At 55.2% G+C, this 16,154-nt stretch carries 19 protein-coding genes; 11 read left to right on the top strand and 8 right to left on the bottom strand.

What is annotated here, in order from left to right; genetic code table 11:
* Positions 1-34 precede the first annotated feature (34 nt).
* Positions 35-2,215, top strand: coding sequence for a PQQ-dependent dehydrogenase, methanol/ethanol family (locus RYZ27_RS04090; protein WP_406681088.1), 2,181 nt, complete (start codon positions 35-37; stop codon positions 2,213-2,215).
* Here RYZ27_RS04090 and RYZ27_RS04085 read toward each other — a convergent pair whose 3' ends face one another.
* Positions 2,216-2,581, bottom strand: coding sequence for an MmcQ/YjbR family DNA-binding protein (locus tag RYZ27_RS04085; protein WP_406681087.1), 366 nt, complete (start codon positions 2,579-2,581; stop codon positions 2,216-2,218).
* Positions 2,582-2,669: 88 nt separating this feature from the next.
* On the opposite strand from RYZ27_RS04085, the gene RYZ27_RS04080 reads away from it, so the two are divergent.
* Complete coding sequence (locus RYZ27_RS04080) at positions 2,670-3,206, top strand: hypothetical protein (protein WP_406681086.1); 537 nt, start codon at positions 2,670-2,672, stop codon at positions 3,204-3,206.
* Here the strand turns inward: RYZ27_RS04080 and cysE are convergent.
* Both cysE and RYZ27_RS04070 read right to left on the bottom strand, forming a co-directional pair.
* Positions 3,203-4,015 carry a serine O-acetyltransferase gene (cysE, locus tag RYZ27_RS04075; protein ID WP_406681085.1) on the bottom strand — a complete coding sequence of 271 codons (813 nt, stop codon included), beginning with the start codon at positions 4,013-4,015 and terminating at the stop codon, positions 3,203-3,205. The two genes, RYZ27_RS04080 and cysE, sit on opposite strands and share 4 nt — an antisense overlap.
* Positions 4,016-4,083: 68 nt before the next feature.
* Positions 4,084-4,695, bottom strand: a complete 612-nt coding sequence (locus tag RYZ27_RS04070) for a PilZ domain-containing protein (RefSeq protein ID WP_406681084.1) — start codon at positions 4,693-4,695, stop codon at positions 4,084-4,086.
* A 136-nt stretch (positions 4,696-4,831) separates the two neighbouring features.
* On the opposite strand from RYZ27_RS04070, the gene RYZ27_RS04065 reads away from it, so the two are divergent.
* The 4 genes from RYZ27_RS04065 (at position 4,832) to RYZ27_RS04050 (ending at position 8,055) form a co-directional block, all read left to right on the top strand.
* Positions 4,832-6,469: a choline dehydrogenase gene (locus tag RYZ27_RS04065; protein WP_406681083.1), complete on the top strand. Its 1,638-nt coding sequence runs from the start codon at positions 4,832-4,834 to the stop codon at positions 6,467-6,469.
* Positions 6,470-6,550: 81 nt separating this feature from the next.
* On the top strand, positions 6,551-7,330 hold the full coding sequence (locus tag RYZ27_RS04060) for an enoyl-CoA hydratase-related protein (protein ID WP_406681082.1): 780 nt from the start codon (positions 6,551-6,553) through the stop codon (positions 7,328-7,330).
* 67 nt (positions 7,331-7,397) lie between these two features.
* Positions 7,398-7,760 (top strand): hypothetical protein, encoded by a 363-nt coding sequence (locus RYZ27_RS04055; protein WP_406681081.1) that lies wholly within the window; start codon positions 7,398-7,400, stop codon positions 7,758-7,760.
* A gap of 85 nt (positions 7,761-7,845) precedes the next feature.
* On the top strand, positions 7,846-8,055 hold the full coding sequence (locus tag RYZ27_RS04050) for a DUF3126 family protein (protein WP_406681080.1): 210 nt from the start codon (positions 7,846-7,848) through the stop codon (positions 8,053-8,055).
* A gap of 68 nt (positions 8,056-8,123) precedes the next feature.
* Here the strand turns inward: RYZ27_RS04050 and RYZ27_RS04045 are convergent, their stop codons facing one another.
* Positions 8,124-8,927: a PhoH family protein gene (locus tag RYZ27_RS04045; protein WP_406681079.1), complete on the bottom strand. Its 804-nt coding sequence runs from the start codon at positions 8,925-8,927 to the stop codon at positions 8,124-8,126.
* A 251-nt stretch (positions 8,928-9,178) separates the two neighbouring features.
* Here RYZ27_RS04045 and RYZ27_RS04040 point away from each other — a divergent pair, with 251 nt between their 5' ends.
* On the top strand, positions 9,179-9,715 hold the full coding sequence (locus RYZ27_RS04040) for a gamma carbonic anhydrase family protein (RefSeq protein WP_406681078.1): 537 nt from the start codon (positions 9,179-9,181) through the stop codon (positions 9,713-9,715).
* Between the two features lie 138 nt (positions 9,716-9,853).
* Here the strand turns inward: RYZ27_RS04040 and RYZ27_RS04035 are convergent, their stop codons facing one another.
* A complete protein-coding gene (locus tag RYZ27_RS04035) occupies positions 9,854-10,159 on the bottom strand; it encodes an aspartate decarboxylase (protein WP_406681077.1) in 306 nt (101 codons plus the stop codon).
* A 54-nt stretch (positions 10,160-10,213) separates the two neighbouring features.
* On the bottom strand, positions 10,214-11,629 hold the full coding sequence (fumC, locus tag RYZ27_RS04030) for a class II fumarate hydratase (protein WP_406681076.1): 1,416 nt from the start codon (positions 11,627-11,629) through the stop codon (positions 10,214-10,216).
* A gap of 148 nt (positions 11,630-11,777) precedes the next feature.
* On the opposite strand from fumC, the gene hemH reads away from it, so the two are divergent.
* The 3 genes from hemH (at position 11,778) to RYZ27_RS04015 (ending at position 14,920) form a co-directional block, all read left to right on the top strand.
* Positions 11,778-12,833, top strand: a complete 1,056-nt coding sequence (hemH, locus tag RYZ27_RS04025) for a ferrochelatase (protein WP_406681075.1) — start codon at positions 11,778-11,780, stop codon at positions 12,831-12,833.
* A gap of 65 nt (positions 12,834-12,898) precedes the next feature.
* Positions 12,899-14,560, top strand: coding sequence for an AbgT family transporter (locus tag RYZ27_RS04020; RefSeq protein ID WP_406681074.1), 1,662 nt, complete (start codon positions 12,899-12,901; stop codon positions 14,558-14,560).
* A gap of 3 nt (positions 14,561-14,563) precedes the next feature.
* Positions 14,564-14,920, top strand: coding sequence for a RusA family crossover junction endodeoxyribonuclease (locus RYZ27_RS04015; protein ID WP_406681073.1), 357 nt, complete (start codon positions 14,564-14,566; stop codon positions 14,918-14,920).
* Here the strand turns inward: RYZ27_RS04015 and RYZ27_RS04010 are convergent.
* Positions 14,917-15,231, bottom strand: a complete 315-nt coding sequence (locus tag RYZ27_RS04010) for a winged helix-turn-helix transcriptional regulator (RefSeq protein ID WP_406681072.1) — start codon at positions 15,229-15,231, stop codon at positions 14,917-14,919. The genes RYZ27_RS04015 and RYZ27_RS04010 overlap by 4 nt on opposite strands.
* A 77-nt stretch (positions 15,232-15,308) precedes the next feature.
* On the opposite strand from RYZ27_RS04010, the gene RYZ27_RS04005 reads away from it, so the two are divergent.
* The gene (locus RYZ27_RS04005; RefSeq protein WP_406681071.1) at positions 15,309-15,707 is read left to right on the top strand and encodes an MAPEG family protein; all 399 of its coding nucleotides are present in this window, start codon (positions 15,309-15,311) and stop codon (positions 15,705-15,707) included.
* Here the strand turns inward: RYZ27_RS04005 and RYZ27_RS04000 are convergent.
* Positions 15,680-16,153 carry a PaaI family thioesterase gene (locus tag RYZ27_RS04000; protein WP_406681070.1) on the bottom strand — a complete coding sequence of 158 codons (474 nt, stop codon included), beginning with the start codon at positions 16,151-16,153 and terminating at the stop codon, positions 15,680-15,682. The two genes, RYZ27_RS04005 and RYZ27_RS04000, sit on opposite strands and share 28 nt — an antisense overlap.
* Position 16,154 lies beyond the last annotated feature (1 nt).

Raw genomic sequence — 16,154 nt, 5'->3', positions numbered from 1 at the left:
CCCGTCAGAGGCCTGACCTTGTGAGGAAACGACCATGAAACCAATGATGACGGCGCTTGGCGCTGCGCTCTCTCTATCGCTTCTGTCGGCTTGCGGCTCTGGCGACCCGGTCTCCGAGACGCCCCCTGCCCCGACTCCAGAAGCAACCAGCATAGCAGCAAGCGTCAATACGCAGCGTATCCTTGATGCTGAAGCGACCCCGTCCGAGTGGCTGTCCTATGGCTTCAATTATGAAGAGACGCGCCACTCCCCCCTGACCAATATCAATACAGCCAATGTCGCTGATCTTGGCGTTGCCTGGACGTATGATCTCTCGACCTCGCGCGGCGTTGAGTCGACGCCGATCGTGATTGACGGGGTGATGTATGTGACCTCGGCATGGTCTGTCGTTTATGCCCTTGATGCAAAAACTGGCGAAGAGCTTTGGGTCTATGATCCGGGTGTGGACCGCGCCGTTGGCGTGAATGCCTGCTGCGACGTCGTTAATCGCGGTGTCGCAGTTTACGAAGGCAAGGTTTTTTTGGGCGTGATTGATGGCCGGGTTGAAGCCCTCGACGCCAAAACGGGTTACGTTCTCTGGTCCAAGGTCACCGTGGATCAGTCCCGACCCTATACGATCACTGGCGCGCCACGAGTCGTCGATGGCAAAGTCCTGATCGGTAATGGCGGGGCAGAGCTGGGGGTACGCGGGTATATCTCGGCCTACGATGTTGATACAGGCGAAACCATCTGGCGTTTCTACACCACACCGAACCCGAACAAGCAGCCCGATGGCGCAGTCTCAGATGCCGCCTTTGAAAGTGTTGGCAACGTGACATGGGGCGATGAAGGCGAGTGGACGACATCTGGTGGCGGCGGAACCGTCTGGGACTCGATCATTTATGATGAGGTCAATGACAATGTCATCTTTGGCGTTGGCAATGGCAGCCCATGGAACCAGCGCCTGCGTGACCCATCCGGTGGGGACAACCTGTTCCTGTCTTCAATCGTTGCCGTCGATGCCGATACCGGGGCCTATAAGTGGCATTTCCAAACCACGCCCGGCGACAATTGGGACTATACGGCCACACAGACCTTGATCATCGCAGACTTGCCCGTTGGCGAGGGTGGTGCTGATCAGCGCGTGGTCATGCAGGCCCCCAAGAATGGCTATTTCTACGTCATTGATGCAGCCACAGGCGCCTTTGTTTCCGGAAATAATTATGTGCCCGTCAATTGGGCCACAGGTCTCGATGAAACAGGGCGCCCGATTGAGGTTCCAGAAGCACGCTATGACACCGAGCCTTATCTGCAAACACCAGGTCCGCTGGGTGGGCATAACTGGCACCCGATGGCTTTCAATCCCGATGTTGGCCTTGCCTACATTCCAGCCCAGGAAATTCCACAAGCCTATCAAACCGATCCACGCTTTGCCGAGAAACCTGCGAAGTGGAATACGGGCGCAGACTTCGCGGCTGGAGTTCCACCGCTGGTCGGCGCAGAAGTCACCAAGTTCCTGCGGTCTGGCCTCAAGGGGCGATTGATCGCCTGGGACCCGGTGGCGCAGGAGCCGCGCTGGACCGTTGAGCATGAAGGCCCATGGAATGGTGGCGTCCTGTCAACGGCTGGCGGGGTCGTCTTCCAGGGCAAACTCAATGGCGACTTTGCCGCTTATGACGCCGCAACGGGTCAAACGCTGTGGAGCCATGATGTGAAATCTGGCGCCGCCTCCGGCCCCGGCACATTCGAGATTGATGGTGAGCAATATGTGACCATCACGACGGGTTGGGGCTCAGCCTATATCCTGACGGCTGGCTTTGCCTTTGAAGACAAAGTGCCCCCAGCGGTTGGCAAGGTTGTTACGTTCAAACTCGGCGGCGATGGCACCATTCCTGACATCGATCTGCCATTGGTCGAACGCGTGGCACAGACGCCAGAGTTCGGCACCGAAACGCAACTCGCAGAAGGCCTTGTCCACTATGCCCGCAACTGTGCGGTCTGCCATGGGCCGTTTGCGGTATCTGGCGGTGTCCTGCCGGACCTGCGCTGGTCGATCTACACCGCCAATGCTGAAAGCTGGAAAGGCGTTGTGGTTGATGGCAACCTGCAGTCGATTGGTATGGTGTCTTTCGCCGACGTCCTGACTGAGGATGAGGTTGAAGCCATCCGTGCCTATGTGGTCACGCAGGCCCATAATCCGGGCGATCAGGTCGAAACGGCAAGCGAGGTTGAATAATCAGGCGCTGAGTAAGCCGAGTTCCCGTTGTTTCTTCTTGGACAAGCCATCGGCGACCAGTCGGTGGCTTGTTTGTATATAGTCACGTAGGGCTTCGTCATCGAGACCGCAGTCCTGATAATGCTGGATCCATTTCATACCGCGCGACGCCAGATAGGGCGCGGGACGCAAACCGGGTTGGTCTTTCAGGATATCGTATGAGAGCGGCGTCACTTTAAAAGTCACAGCGAAAGCATCGTCATCGCTCCACCCTGCAATGGCGAAGACTTTACCGCCGACTTTCCAGACGTGACTCTCCCCCCATTGCACAACATGGCTGGTGGCCACCAAATCACCGCAAAATGCGTTATACTCTTCCAAGGTCATATCTTTCTTTGACGGATATGATTTCCCCCTTCAAGCCACATCTGGGATCGGCTAGGTTAAAGGGCACACGGCATCAGGGACGACGTATATGCATATTCTTGGCCTACTGATTGGACTGATCGGCTTTATCGCGGTCTGGTACTGGCGCCTGAAAGTCCTGCGGGATGTCGCCCGGGATGGTCGCAAGATTGCCGAGACTGTTGCCAATCTCCCACGTAAAATGCGGTTTAAGAATAGGTCAGGCAAAGCCGGGTTGTCCGTCGTTGACGACCCACGCGAGGCGGCGACGATTCTGATGCTTGAAGTAGCACAGGCCCGCGGCGCTCTAACGACCAATCAGGAAGCCACAATTCGCGCGGAAATCATGCATCATTTCGATTTCACCGAAGCCGACGCCACCGAATTAATGGCGCAGGCAGGCTGGCTATCACGCAATGGCGGAGCAGCCCATGTCGTTGTGGCGCGGATGACTGATTTCATCAAGCAGGTTCCGGGGATGGGGAATAAAGAACTTGTCGACCTCGACTCGATGCTCGTTGCTGTTTCCGAAGCCGAAGGGGCACCAAGCCCAAGCCAACTCGACCTGATTAGTCAGTTTCGCCAGAAAGCGAGCCTGAAAGTCTAGGCCGTCGTATCGTCCGGGATGGACTGATCCATGTTCCGCGCAGGCTCACAGCAAGGCTGTTGCCCAACCGGCTTGGCTGGAACGCCCGCAACCGTGCAGCGCGCGTGGACATCTTTCAGAACTACAGAGCCTGCTGCCACTTTGGCCTCATCACCAATGGTAATATTGCCAAGGACTTTTGCCCCAACCGAAAGCAGAACGCCTTTGCCGATTTTCGGGTGACGATCACCGACTTCCTTACCTGTCCCGCCGAGTGTGACCCCATGCAGAAGCGAGCAATTGTCGCCAACGATCGCCGTTTCACCGATTGTGATGTCGGTTGCATGGTCAAGCATCACCCCGCGCCCGATCTGAGCCGCCGGGTGTATATCAACCCCAAACAGCTCACTGGCGCGCGATTGGAAATGGAAAGCGAGCGTTTCACGCCCCTGCCGCCACAAATGGTTGGCGACGCGATATGTTTGCAGGGCGAGAAAGCCTTTGAAGAACAGGAAGGGCTGCAACAGGCCACGGCAGGCTGGATCGCGCTCAAGCACGGCCTGCATATCGGCTTCTGCCGCTTCAACCAGGTCAGGGTTCAGATCATAAGCATTGGCGACCACGTGGCGTACTTGCTGCGCGCCCATTTCCGGACCCGCCAGTTTCTCCGCCATATGAAATGCTAATGCCCGGCAAATCGTGTCATGGCTGAGGATTGCGGCGTCAATGTAACTCGCCATTGTTGGCTCATCAGCAGCGGCAGCACGCGCCTCAAACCGTAGCCGTGTCCACACAGGTGGCGCTGCACCGATATCGGGATTGTCCTGCATGATGATCCTCCATTCCGATGTATAGGTGGATCAATAGCCCCTTGAGTTCAAGTCACGCCTTCGTGACGTTACGCATCTTCAGGTTTCACGATCCGGATCGCAAACTCACCGGGTGTAGAGCGAACGACGACCCCATGAAGCCGACCAACCTTAACGTACTCACCAATAATCAGCTGCGGGCCAGTATGCTCAAACGCAGCGCCCGTCAGGGATATATCCAGGACGCGGCACATCAGTTTCTGCCCACTGGACCGGTAGACTGTTGCCTCTTTCCCGCCAGCATAGCGTTTGGCTGAACGAATCTCATCAAAGCCATACCGCTCCTTATTGAGAATCCACATGAGCTGATCAGCCAGCTTGTCACGTTTTCGATCTGTCGCCTCAAATACAACCGCGAAGGTTTGATCACTGCCACGCACAACTTCACCGGCAATCCGGCCAATCTCATCAAGATAACAAACAACCTGCGTGTTCGCTGGTGGGATCGTATGCGCTCGGAAGAGACCACCTCCACAGGAGACGTTCAGGGTTGTCAGGGCATGGTCATTGCCATCAAGGAGGAAACGTCCACCCAAACGAAGAGGAATCCGCTGGTGGCGACGGCGATCCTTCTCGCTACGTATCTTATCATCTTCAGCTAATAGTTCACCATGGCGGGGTGAAAGCCTAGCAGGCTGCATTGATGTCTCCGTATGTCACCCGACGTTCCGCCCAACGTCTCCGAATACAACTTCTGCCCGAAATCCGTTTACAGGAGGTTGATAGGTTCTAAAAACTGTTCAACTATTCGGTTAAACAAGATTACGGGATCTGGTCATGCATATTGAGGGCGACTTTGATTATATTATTGTCGGCGCGGGGAGTGCTGGCTGTGTGCTTGCTAACCGCCTAAGTGCAAATCCTGATATAAAGGTTTGCTTGATTGAGGCGGGCAAAAAAGACAACTCCTTGATGGTAAGGATGCCTGCGGGGGTTGGGAGCCTGATTAAAGAAGAGAACCCCTACAATTGGGGCTTCTGGACAGAACCACAGGCCCATATGGACAATCGCAAGCTATGGTGGCCGCGCGGTCGTGGCTGGGGTGGCTCCTCCTCGATCAACGGTATGATCTATATCCGCGGCCATGCGCGCGATTATGACCAATGGCGCCAAACTGGTCTACGCGGCTGGGGCTTTGACGATGTCCTGCCCTACTTTAAGCGCAATGAGGGTTATGAGCGCGGCGAGACTGAGTTTCATGGCGGCGATGGCCCTCTGAAAGTTTCAGATAGCCCTATGGATTCAGCATCTTATGAGGCATTTCTTCAAGCTGGCTCTGAAGCAGGTTACAAACAGACAGACGACTTCAACGGAACCCAGCAGGAAGGCTTCGGCCCCTACCAGCGCACGATCCATGAAGGGGAGCGATGGAGCTCATCTTTCGCTTATCTGCGCCCTGTTCTCGATCGCCCCAACCTGACCGTAAAATCGACAGCTCTTGTCAGCCGGGTCGTGTTCCGGGGCGGCACGGCGCATGGTGTTGAAGTGGTTGCGAAGAAGGGGGCCCAGCCAGAGCTTATTCATTGCAACAAAGAAGTTATTGTCTGCGCTGGAGCCGTTCAGTCTCCGCAAATCCTGATGCTGTCAGGGATCGGGCCAGCGGACACCATTCGCAAACATGGCATTGCTTCAATCGCGGATCTGCCTGGGGTGGGTGCGAACCTGCAGGATCATCTTGATGTCACTGTCGTCCATGAGATGACCCAAAAGCTCTCCGCCTATTCACAGCAGGCAGGCCTGAAGAAAATCGGAGTCGGGCTGAAATACCTGATGTCGAAGAAGGGCGCGGGCGCAGATAACTTCCTGCAAGCGGGCGCATTCCTCAAGTCCCGTGAAGGACTCGACCGCCCGGACTTACAGCTTCACTATGTCAACGCCGCGATGATCAATCATGGCAATACCGACATCGGCAAGGACGGCTTTACGATACACGCCTGTCAGCTACGCCCCGAAAGCCGCGGTAGTGTTACATTGGCGAGCGCTGATCCATTTGACCATCCACTGATTGATCCAAACTACCTCGCCACTGAAGAAGATCGCCGCACGATGCGCGAAGCGGTCAAGATGATGCGGGACATTGCCGGACAGAATGCCTTTAATGCGCTGCGCGGGACTGAAATCCTGCCTGGCGAGAGCGTGCGCACTGATGAAGAGATTGATGCCTTCATCCGCAGCAAGGGTGAAACCATCTACCACCCGGTTGGGACCGTCGCGATGGGTATCCATGATAGCAGCCCACTGGATGGCGACTTGCGTGTGCGCGGTGTCGAAGGTCTGCGTGTCATTGATGCCTCAGTCATGCCAACACTGATCGGCGGCAATACAAATGCGCCGACCATGATGATTGCTGAGAAGGCCGCTGACCTCATTCTGGGTAATGCCGCTCCCGCGCCGGTTGAAATGGAAGTGGCATAAGCCCTCTGCTCTCGCTGGGTCAGGCTTGATTCACCACGCTCGCGCCGTAGCCTGCCGAAAAGACATTTTCGGGAGCAAACCATGAGTGACACAGATTTTGTAAACACCCGCGTTGAAGGCAACATTCTCATCGTTGAGATGAACCGCCCTGCTAAAATGAACGCATTGCATCCACCAGCCAATAAAGCGCTGGGTGAAGTGTTTGATGATTTCGCCGCAAATAAAGATCTTTGGGTCGCGATCATCACAGGCGCAGGCGATCGCGCGTTCAGCGCAGGCAATGATCTGCGTTATCAGGCTGAGGGCGGAGAAATGTTTCCAGTGCCCAGCGGATTTGGTGGCCTGACCAATCGCTACGACTTGCACAAGCCTGTGATTGCTGCGGTGAATGGCGTAGCGATGGGGGGTGGTTTTGAAATCGCGCTTGCTTGCGACCTGATCATCGCTTCTGACAATGCCCGGTTTGCCCTGCCTGAACCGAAGGTGGGCCTCGCCGCCCTTGCAGGGGGTCTGCATCGCCTCCCCCGTCAGATTGGCTTGAAACAGGCCATGGGCATGATCCTGACCGGGCGTCATGTGATGGCTGAGGAAGGCAAAGAGCTTGGCTTCGTCAATGAAGTTGTCCCACAGGCTGAGCTGATGGAGGCGGCAGTGCGCTGGGCCAATATGATCTGTGAGTGCAGCCCAGCATCGATCCGCTGCTCCAAGGAGGTGGTCATGGAGGGCCTGAATACCGCCAACTTCGAGGAAGCCTTTTCCAAGCGCTATGACGGCATCAGCAATATGCTCAAAGGGCCAGACTTTATCGAAGGTCCGTTGGCCTTCGCCCAGAAGCGGAAACCAAACTGGTCTGGCGAATAGGCTTTTTCCTTTTGCGAAATCCCCATCACCGGATATGTTACGCCTCTAAAACGAAGGGGTATCGGTGATGTGGGTTTTTGTGCGCGTGATGAGCAATGCGTCCGCCAAGATTGTGGCGACATTCTTTATGGTGATTGTTCTGATGTTGGCAGGGCTTGTCCTGTTCCCACAGCAGCTGAACCAGCTCAATGATTTTGCCAATTATATCGCCAACCAGGAGTGGATCCGTAATCCGGATATCCCCGAACAAGGCAAATTCCTGTTTCGTACGCTCGTCAATGAAAGCACGATCTTCGGTATTCTGATGACGCTGATTGCGCGAGCAATTGTCGAAATCCTGTTCTTCCTGATCGGCCTGATGTGGCGCATCGCCAATGGGCAGCCAGTTGACCCCGTTGAAGCTGCTGTTCAGGAGCGCATGGAAAGCTGAGGAAAGTTTCGCCTCTATGGTTTCAATCCGGCGCGCAGACCATTATGGCTCGGCCTTAAGTATCTGACCTAAGAAGGAGCGAGCCATGGGCCGCGAAGAAGTTCTACGCCTCGAAGCGTATCTGAAAGAGAAACTCAATCCGGGCCTGCGCCTGATCGCCCGCAAGGAAACCGATGACTCTGTTGAGGTTTATCTCGGCGCGGAATTTCTGGCGGTTGTTTACAAGGACGTTGACGATGGCGAAACATCATACTCGTTCAACATGACCGTGCTTCAGGAAGATATTGCTGGATAGCCTCAAGACAAATCGCGTAAAAAACCCCGGCGATAAGTCGGGGTTTTGTGTTTCTGGCTTGGAAACCTCTAAAGGACGTCGAGCATCTCCGCGACGAGCGGGTGACGGACAACGTCCTGGCCCTCAAGGCGAACGACGGCGGCGCCATCCAGCTTATCCAGACGCTCAGCGGCTGTTGCGAGACCGGAAAGCTCCGGTAGCAAATCAGATTGGGCCGGATCGCCCGTTACAACCATGGTTGAGTGCCAACCAAGGCGCGTGAGCAGCATTTTGATCTGGGTATAGGTACAATTCTGCGCCTCATCGATGACGACATAGGCATTGTTCAGGGTACGTCCGCGCATGAAACCAATCGGGGCAATCTCGATCAGGCCCTCAGCCATCATATGCTTGAGTTGCTGGGGTGACAGGCGATCAGACAGCGCGTCATAAAGCGGACGCAGGTAAGGCGCGAGCTTGTCCTCCATGGCACCGGGGAGGTAGCCAATCTGTTCCCCAGCCTCGACCGCTGGGCGTGACAGAATGATCCGCGCGACATCACCCTTTTGGAGGGCTTCCACCGCCTTGCAGATGGCGAGATAGGTTTTCCCGGTTCCCGCTGGACCAATCGCGAAAACCAGGGATTTCTCATCGAGCGCTTCCATCAGGCGCGCTTGATTCTCTGAGCGCGGCTTGACCGTCTTCTGATAGCGCTGCGGGCGCTCTCCATGCGCCGGCTGCACCCGTTTGGGTTTTCCCTCATCAGCGGGATTCCACCCCCCTCCCGGAATGGCATAGAGCTGGGTTTCGCGCGCGGCACCTTCTTCAAAGAAGTTCGAAGCGTCGAAAGCAGCTTGAGCTTTTTGGCGTTTCGTTGCGGCACGTCTACCCATGAGAGTCTCCTTTAGGGATTGAATTTCGGGTACAAAAAAGCCGCTGGGCGAAAACCGCAGCGGCGAGCGAAATAGAGAGGGAAACATATCCATCCGGGCCAATTGGAGCGCCCGGTGGCGGTGTATGCAAGGACGGCCTTCTGACCATCGGCAACTTCTCCCGAATCTCTATCTTGTATTAGACACTAACAGGGTTAACCGATTGTGACAGAGATAATCCGCAAGCAAAACAGATAACGGGAGTATGACAGATGGCCTTGTATGAATTTGGTGGGATTGCCCCAACCACACCAGAGAGCGGGAATTACTGGGTTGCCGAGAATGCGACCGTTCTGGGCAACATCCATCTTCATGAGAATGCCAGTGTCTGGTTCAACGCCGTCTTGCGCGGCGACAATGACCCAATCACGATCGGGGAAAACTCAAACATTCAGGATGGCAGCGTCCTGCACACGGACATTGGTTGCCCACTAAATATCGGAAAAGACGTCACGGTCGGCCATATGGTCATGCTGCATGGCTGCACGATTGGCGATGAAAGCCTGATCGGGATTGGCGCAACCGTGCTCAATCGCGCCGTCATTGGTAAGAATTGCATTATCGGCGCGCACAGCCTGATCCCGGAAGGCAAAGTGATCCCAGACAATTCGCTCGTCATGGGCGCGCCGGGTAAAGTGGTCAAAGAGCTGAGCCCGCAGCAGATTATGCTGATCAAAGGCTCAGCGCAGGTCTATGTCGACAATTGGAAGCGCTTCAAGACAGGCCTGAAGCGGATTGACGAAGGCTAGTGGTTTAACTGAACCACCCGCTCCCCCTTCCCAATCGCTTGCAGGGGCTACCCTTGGGGTGGTTGGCCCTTCGATAGCCTCAGGGTGAGGGGAGCGGGTGACGCGGGCTTCTCTAGAAGCCCACTGAATACCTAAGACTTAACTCTCCTCAGGACGATGCGCATTGCGCCACTGTTCCATGGCCAGAGAAATCGCAAATGTCTCACGATACTTTGGGCTGGAGGCCGGACGCGGGGCTTTGGCTGATGTCAGAGCCATAATATCAGCCAGCATGTTATGGGCCGCACCCGCCTGCCCTGCCCCGATATAGGCGTGCAGTTCAACCAGAGCCGAAGACAGTGGATCATTGGCACGGATCACGAAATATGGCTCGTCATCCGCCAGACGCGGCATAACATCGAACTCGGACGGATTGGCTTTGGAGCCGACAGGGGCATTGGTCATTGATGATCTCTCACTTCTGTTTCAGTCACGCGTATCGTGGTTCGGCAGAGGCCGCTAGCGCGGTGTTGGCCCAACCATTCTTTCTGGCCGCACGATCGCATCAAAATCCTCTTCCGAGATATCAAGCTTCAGCGCTTCTTCTTTCAGCGTCGTGCCATTGGCATGGGCATTCTTTGCGACCTTCGCAGCAAGGTCATAGCCGTATTTCTCCTTAAGTGGCGTGACCAGCATCAGGGAGTTTTCAAGTCCGCGCTTGATATTGTCATGACGCGGCTCAATCCCAACGACACAGTTTTCTGTGAAGGACACCGCTGCATCGGCGAGCAGGCGGATAGACTGTAGCAGGTTATAGCTCATCATCGGATTGAAGACGTTTAACTCGAAATGGCCCTGAGACCCGGCAAAGCTCATCGCGGCATTGTTGCCGTGAATATGCGCCGCGACCTGTGTGATCGCTTCACACTGGGTCGGGTTCACCTTGCCCGGCATAATGGAGCTGCCCGGCTCATTCTCTGGCAGAGCCAGCTCGCCAAGACCTGAACGTGGGCCAGAGCCGAGGAAGCGAATATCATTGGCAATCTTGAAGCAGGACATCGCCGCACCGGTGATCGCACCATGCGCAAAGACCATCGCGTCATGAGCCGATAGCGCCTCAAACTTGTTTGGCGCAGTGACGAAGTTCAGGCCTGTAATCTGGGCGATCTTCTCCGCCACCATTACGTCAAATCCTTCAGGAGACGCGAGACCAGTACCAACGGCGGTGCCGCCTTGTGCCAGTTCCAACAGACCCGGCAAGCTCATCTCAATGCGTTGAATGCCCATTTCGATCATTTTGGCATAGCCAGAGAATTCCTGTCCCAAGGTCACAGGGGTTGCGTCCTGTGTATGGGTGCGACCGATCTTGATGATGTCTTTCCAGCCCTGCGCCTTATCGTTCAAAGCATTGTGCAAGACGGTGAGCGCTGGCAGCAGGCGATGCGTAATCTCTTCAGCGCAAGCAATGTGCATCGCTGTTGGAAAGGTGTCGTTTGAGCTTTGGCTCATATTACAATGATCGTTCGGATGGACTGGATCCTTCGATCCAACCTTCCCGCCGAGAATCTCAATGGCGCGGTTTGCGATGACCTCATTTGAGTTCATGTTGGACTGCGTGCCTGACCCGGTTTGCCAGACAACCAGCGGGAAGTGATCGTTGAGCTTGCCTTCGATCACTTCATCGGCGGCTTTGGTGATCGCCTCGCCCAGTGCTGGGTCCAACTTGCCCATCGCCATGTTCGCCTCGGCAGCAGCCTTTTTGACAATGCCCAAAGCGCGCACGATTGGCTCGGGCTGTTTCTCCCAACCGATCTTGAAATTGCCAAGGCTACGTTGGGCCTGCGCCCCCCAATACTTATCGCCGGGAACCTCGACCTCACCCATTGTATCGGTTTCGATGCGGGGTTTAGCGTCCTTGTTACCAAAAATGCCCATGGGAGGCTCCTGCTCTTTGTCTGAATCTCTTTCGCGGCGGCTTTAGCATGCGAGACACGCACCGCAAATGCAGACTTTGCGGCAGAACACATCTGACACGTTTGTTTCTGTTCAAACCGCGCTAAATGTGCGTTCAGGAGAAACATGCATGCCCGATACGATGCCCATGACCTTACCTGAGCCCGGAACCCTTGGCCCCCTGCCCAAAGGCCACCCGCCCGTGAAGCAAGGAAAAGTCGGTGTTTTGCTGATCAATCTCGGCACACCTGATGGTACGGATTACTGGTCCATGCGGCGCTATTTGTCAGAATTCCTGTCAGACCCGCGCATCATCGAGGTGCCCCAGCCAATCTGGCAATTGATCCTGCAAGGGCCAATTCTGACCTTCCGCCCGTCCAAGTCTGGCGCAGCGTATAAGAAAATCTGGACCGATCAGGGCTCCCCGCTTCTGGTCTACACCAAGGCACAGGCCGAAAAACTAAGAGCGCGTATCGGCGGCGACTCTTTAATTGTCGATTTCGCGATGAATTACGGCAATCCATCCATCGCCTCGAAGATTGATCTGCTCAAAGAGCAAGGCTGTGACCGCATCTGTATCGTGCCGCTCTATCCGCAATACAGCGCAGCGACGACGGCGAGCGTGAATGATCGAACCTTTGCCAAGCTCAAAAAGATGCGCTGGCAACCCGCGGTGCGTACAGCAGCCGCATTTCATGATCAGCCTGTCTATATCAAGGCGCTGGCAAGCTCGATCAAAAGCCATATCGACAGCCTGGACTTCACACCTGAGAGGGTAATCATGTCGTACCATGGCATTCCAAAGGCCTATTTCGATAAGGGCGACCCCTATCACTGCCACTGTCATAAGACGACACGGCTGGTGAAAGAGTATCTCGGCTGGTCTGATGATTATGCCATGACAACCTTTCAGAGCCGTTTTGGGCCTACCGAATGGCTAAAACCCTACACGGATGAAACACTTGAAAGCTTGCCTGAGGACGGCGTGAAGAAGGTTGTTGTCGTTTCCCCTGCCTTTATCTCCGATTGTATCGAAACGCTCGAAGAGCTGGCGATGGAAGGCCGGGATGAATTCCTGGAAGCAGGCGGTACGCATTACTCCGTCGCGCCGTGCCTGAACGATAGTGAAGGCGGCATTGATGTCATCGAAGACGTCGTTCGTCGTGAAATTGCAGGCTGGGTCTAGCCCCCTATCCCTTTCCCAAGATAACAAAACACGCTCAGCATGATTGCCCCCAATAGGAGGACTGAATGGCCGATAACCAGCAAGCAGTGAACCCGGAGAAGCGTAACGCCTTTACGCGCTTTCTGGATGGGGTCGAATGGCTCGGTAACCTGCTCCCTCACCCGGTCACTCTGTTTGCCTACCTTGCCATCGGTATTGTCCTGCTCTCAGGCCTGTTCGGCTGGATGGGCATGGCGGTGGTGGATCCACGCCCAGCAGGCGCGCCAGGGGTTGCTGAAGACGGCATGATCCGTGCCGTCAGTCTGATGAATGGCGATGGTCTGCGCCGTATATTCGAGAATCTGGTCGACAATTTTACCAGCTTTGCGCCCTTGGGCGTTGTGCTCGTCGCAATGATAGGGGTTGGGGTCGCAGAAAAATCCGGCATGCTCTCAGCCGCTGTTCGCAGCATGGTGCTCGGCGCGCCGAAACACCTCGTCACCGTTGCGATCGTGTTTGCCGGCATCGTTTCCAACACCGCTTCTGAAGTCGGCTATGTCGTTCTGATCCCGCTGGCTGGCGCGATCTTTTATGCACTCGACCGCCATCCCCTGGCCGGTATGGCCGCAGCCTTTGCCGGAGTATCAGGGGGGTATAGCGCTAACCTGTTGGTTGGAACCATTGATCCTCTTCTCGCCGGGATCACCGAAGAAGCCGCCCAGTTGATTGATCCAACCTATCAAGTGGTTGCAACCGATAACTGGTTCTTCATGGTCGCCTCGACCTTCCTCATCACCATTATCGGTTCGCTGGTCACGATTTTCATCGTCGAACCCAAACTTGGTGAGTATGACAGCTCTCGCGCCGATAAGACCATTCTCGACAAGTCGATGATGGAGGATGTGACCCCGATCGAGAAGAAGGCTCTGTTCTGGACCGGTATTGCCTTGCTCGGAGTGATCCTCTTCATGGCTTTGACCCTTATGCCTCGTCATGCGCAACTATCGATCCCCTGGACATCATTTTCCATCGTCGGTGAGTCTATACCCGGCTGGGGCGTTTTGCGAAATCCAGAAACACAAGATGCCATGGATTCGCCGTTCTTTGACGGGTTCGTGGTCTGGATCCTGATCTTCTTTATGGTCACCGGATACACTTATGGCCGGGTCGCCGGGACGATGAAGGGCGACCGGGATGTCATCGATGCCATGTCAGATGCGCTCGCATCGCTCGGCCTTTATATTGTTCTGGTCTTCTTCGCGGCGCAGTTTGTTGCCTTCTTCGGCTGGACCAACCTTGGCGCGATCAGCGCCGTGGCAGGCGCAACGTTCCTTCAGGAAACCGGGATTACAGGACCGGAAGTCTTTATCTTCTTCATCTTCATGTGCGCCGTCATCAACCTCTCGCTTGGCTCAGCCTCCGCACAGTGGGCTGTCACCGCGCCAATCTTCGTGCCGATGCTCATGCTCATTGGCTATGCCCCGGAGGCTATTCAGGCCGCTTACAGAATTGGCGATTCCAGTACCAATATCATCACACCGATGATGAGCTATTTTGGGCTCATTCTGGCTTGGGCCACGCGCTATGATAAGGATTTGGGGGTCGGCACGCTGATCGCGATGATGCTCCCATATACAATCTTCTTCTTGTTGTTCTGGTCGGGCTTCTTCGTGCTTTGGACATTCGGTTTTGATCTTCCTGTCGGTCCAGGTGCAGAGACCTATTACACGCCGCCGGGCGCTGGCTAAGCTGTGGACGGCTGGGTCAAAAATGGCAAAGTTCGCGCTCGTTTTGATGAAACAGGCGCATTGGAAGTACGCTGCTTTGGCCTGACCACACAGGCAAAGTATTACAAGACGTTACTGCGTGACTTCTTTCGCAAGGATTTCCCCAAAATCCGACCCGGCTATGGCGATTATGATGTCCATATCCTGATGGAGTATACAGGCGAACCACCCTGGATGGACCTTGATAATCTTGCCAAGGCGCTCCTCGACAGCCTGACCGGCAATGCTTTTGACGATGACCATCAGGTTGCCCGTCTGTTGGTAGAGCGACGTGTCGCTGATCGCGAAGGAATTTATATGCGCGTTGCCGCGATAGACTAGGCGCTGGACTTGCCCCAGTTTCGCATGGCATCGATGATCGGGCGCATTGTCTGTCCCTTCTGCGTCAGATGATATTCTGAGCGCGGAGGATGTGTGTCATAGATCCGACGTTCAATGATACCGTGATCTTCCAGCATTTTCAGTCGGTTTGATAATGTGTTCGGAGCGATCCCGACTAAAACAGTCTCAAAATCAGAGAAGCGCCGCGCGCCCTTGTCCACGAGTTCACGAATGATCTCACTGGTCCAGCGTGAACCAATAATAAAGGCGGTTCGGGAGACCGGACACAAAGGAAGATTTTTCTTGGTCATTTCCGGCACTTTAATGGAGACACTTGACGAAATCCACTAACTATATTTTTTATAGTTACTACAACATGGAGAAACTTATGCCGTTTGAACTTCAAGCCGTCGTCTGGACCAGCGCCATCCTGTTCGCCCTCATCGTCTTTCAGGGCACACTCGTGCCGCTCAACCAGGGATTCTCCTGGGGTCTTGGAAGCCGCGAGACCGACAAAGAATTCACCGCCCTGCAAGGTCGCGCGGCCCGAACCATTTCTAATCATATAGAAGGCATGCTGATCTTTGTGCCGCTTGTCCTAGTGGCGCACGTCATGGCGCTTTCGAGTAACCTCACTCTATGGGGCGCGGGCCTCTACCTCGCCGGGCGCATTGCCTTCGCGTTTATGTACTTGATCGGTGTCCCGGTTGCGCGCTCACTGTCGTGGGGCGTCAGCCTGACAGGGATCATCCTGGTCGGTTACGAAGTCATTCGCGCAGCACTATAAGGCTGGGTTGGCATTGATCGCGGGATGCAACTGGCCGTCGCTTGAGCCAGCAATTTCTCCTGCTCATCGTAAAGCCAGCCTTCCGTAAAGATCGCCGCTTTGCCACGCCTGACCACTTCACCACGCCCTTTCAGGCGAATACCTGTTGGTACGGGCCGAATGAAGCTTGTCGTCATTTGCAGGGTTGGGGACATGGCTGGTGGCGGTTGAACGATCGATCCAGCTAGCGACATCACCTCATCGAGAGCCGCTGTGATAAAGCCGCCTTGCGCATTACCGCCAGGATTGGTCGCCGCTTCTGGTAAGCAAAACCATGCTTCGCACCAACCGGCCTCAGGATCAAAATCGATCAACTCAAAGCCGACAAACCGTGTCGCAGGCGGCATGTCTGTCGACGTTAGAATCCGCTGCCAGTACTCACGGGGTGTTTCAGATACATCACTCATA

This window comes from Hyphomonas sp. FCG-A18 (assembly GCF_045287255.1).
Lineage (GTDB): Bacteria > Pseudomonadota > Alphaproteobacteria > Caulobacterales > Hyphomonadaceae > Henriciella.
This window is presented reverse-complemented; position numbering and strand designations above follow the sequence as displayed.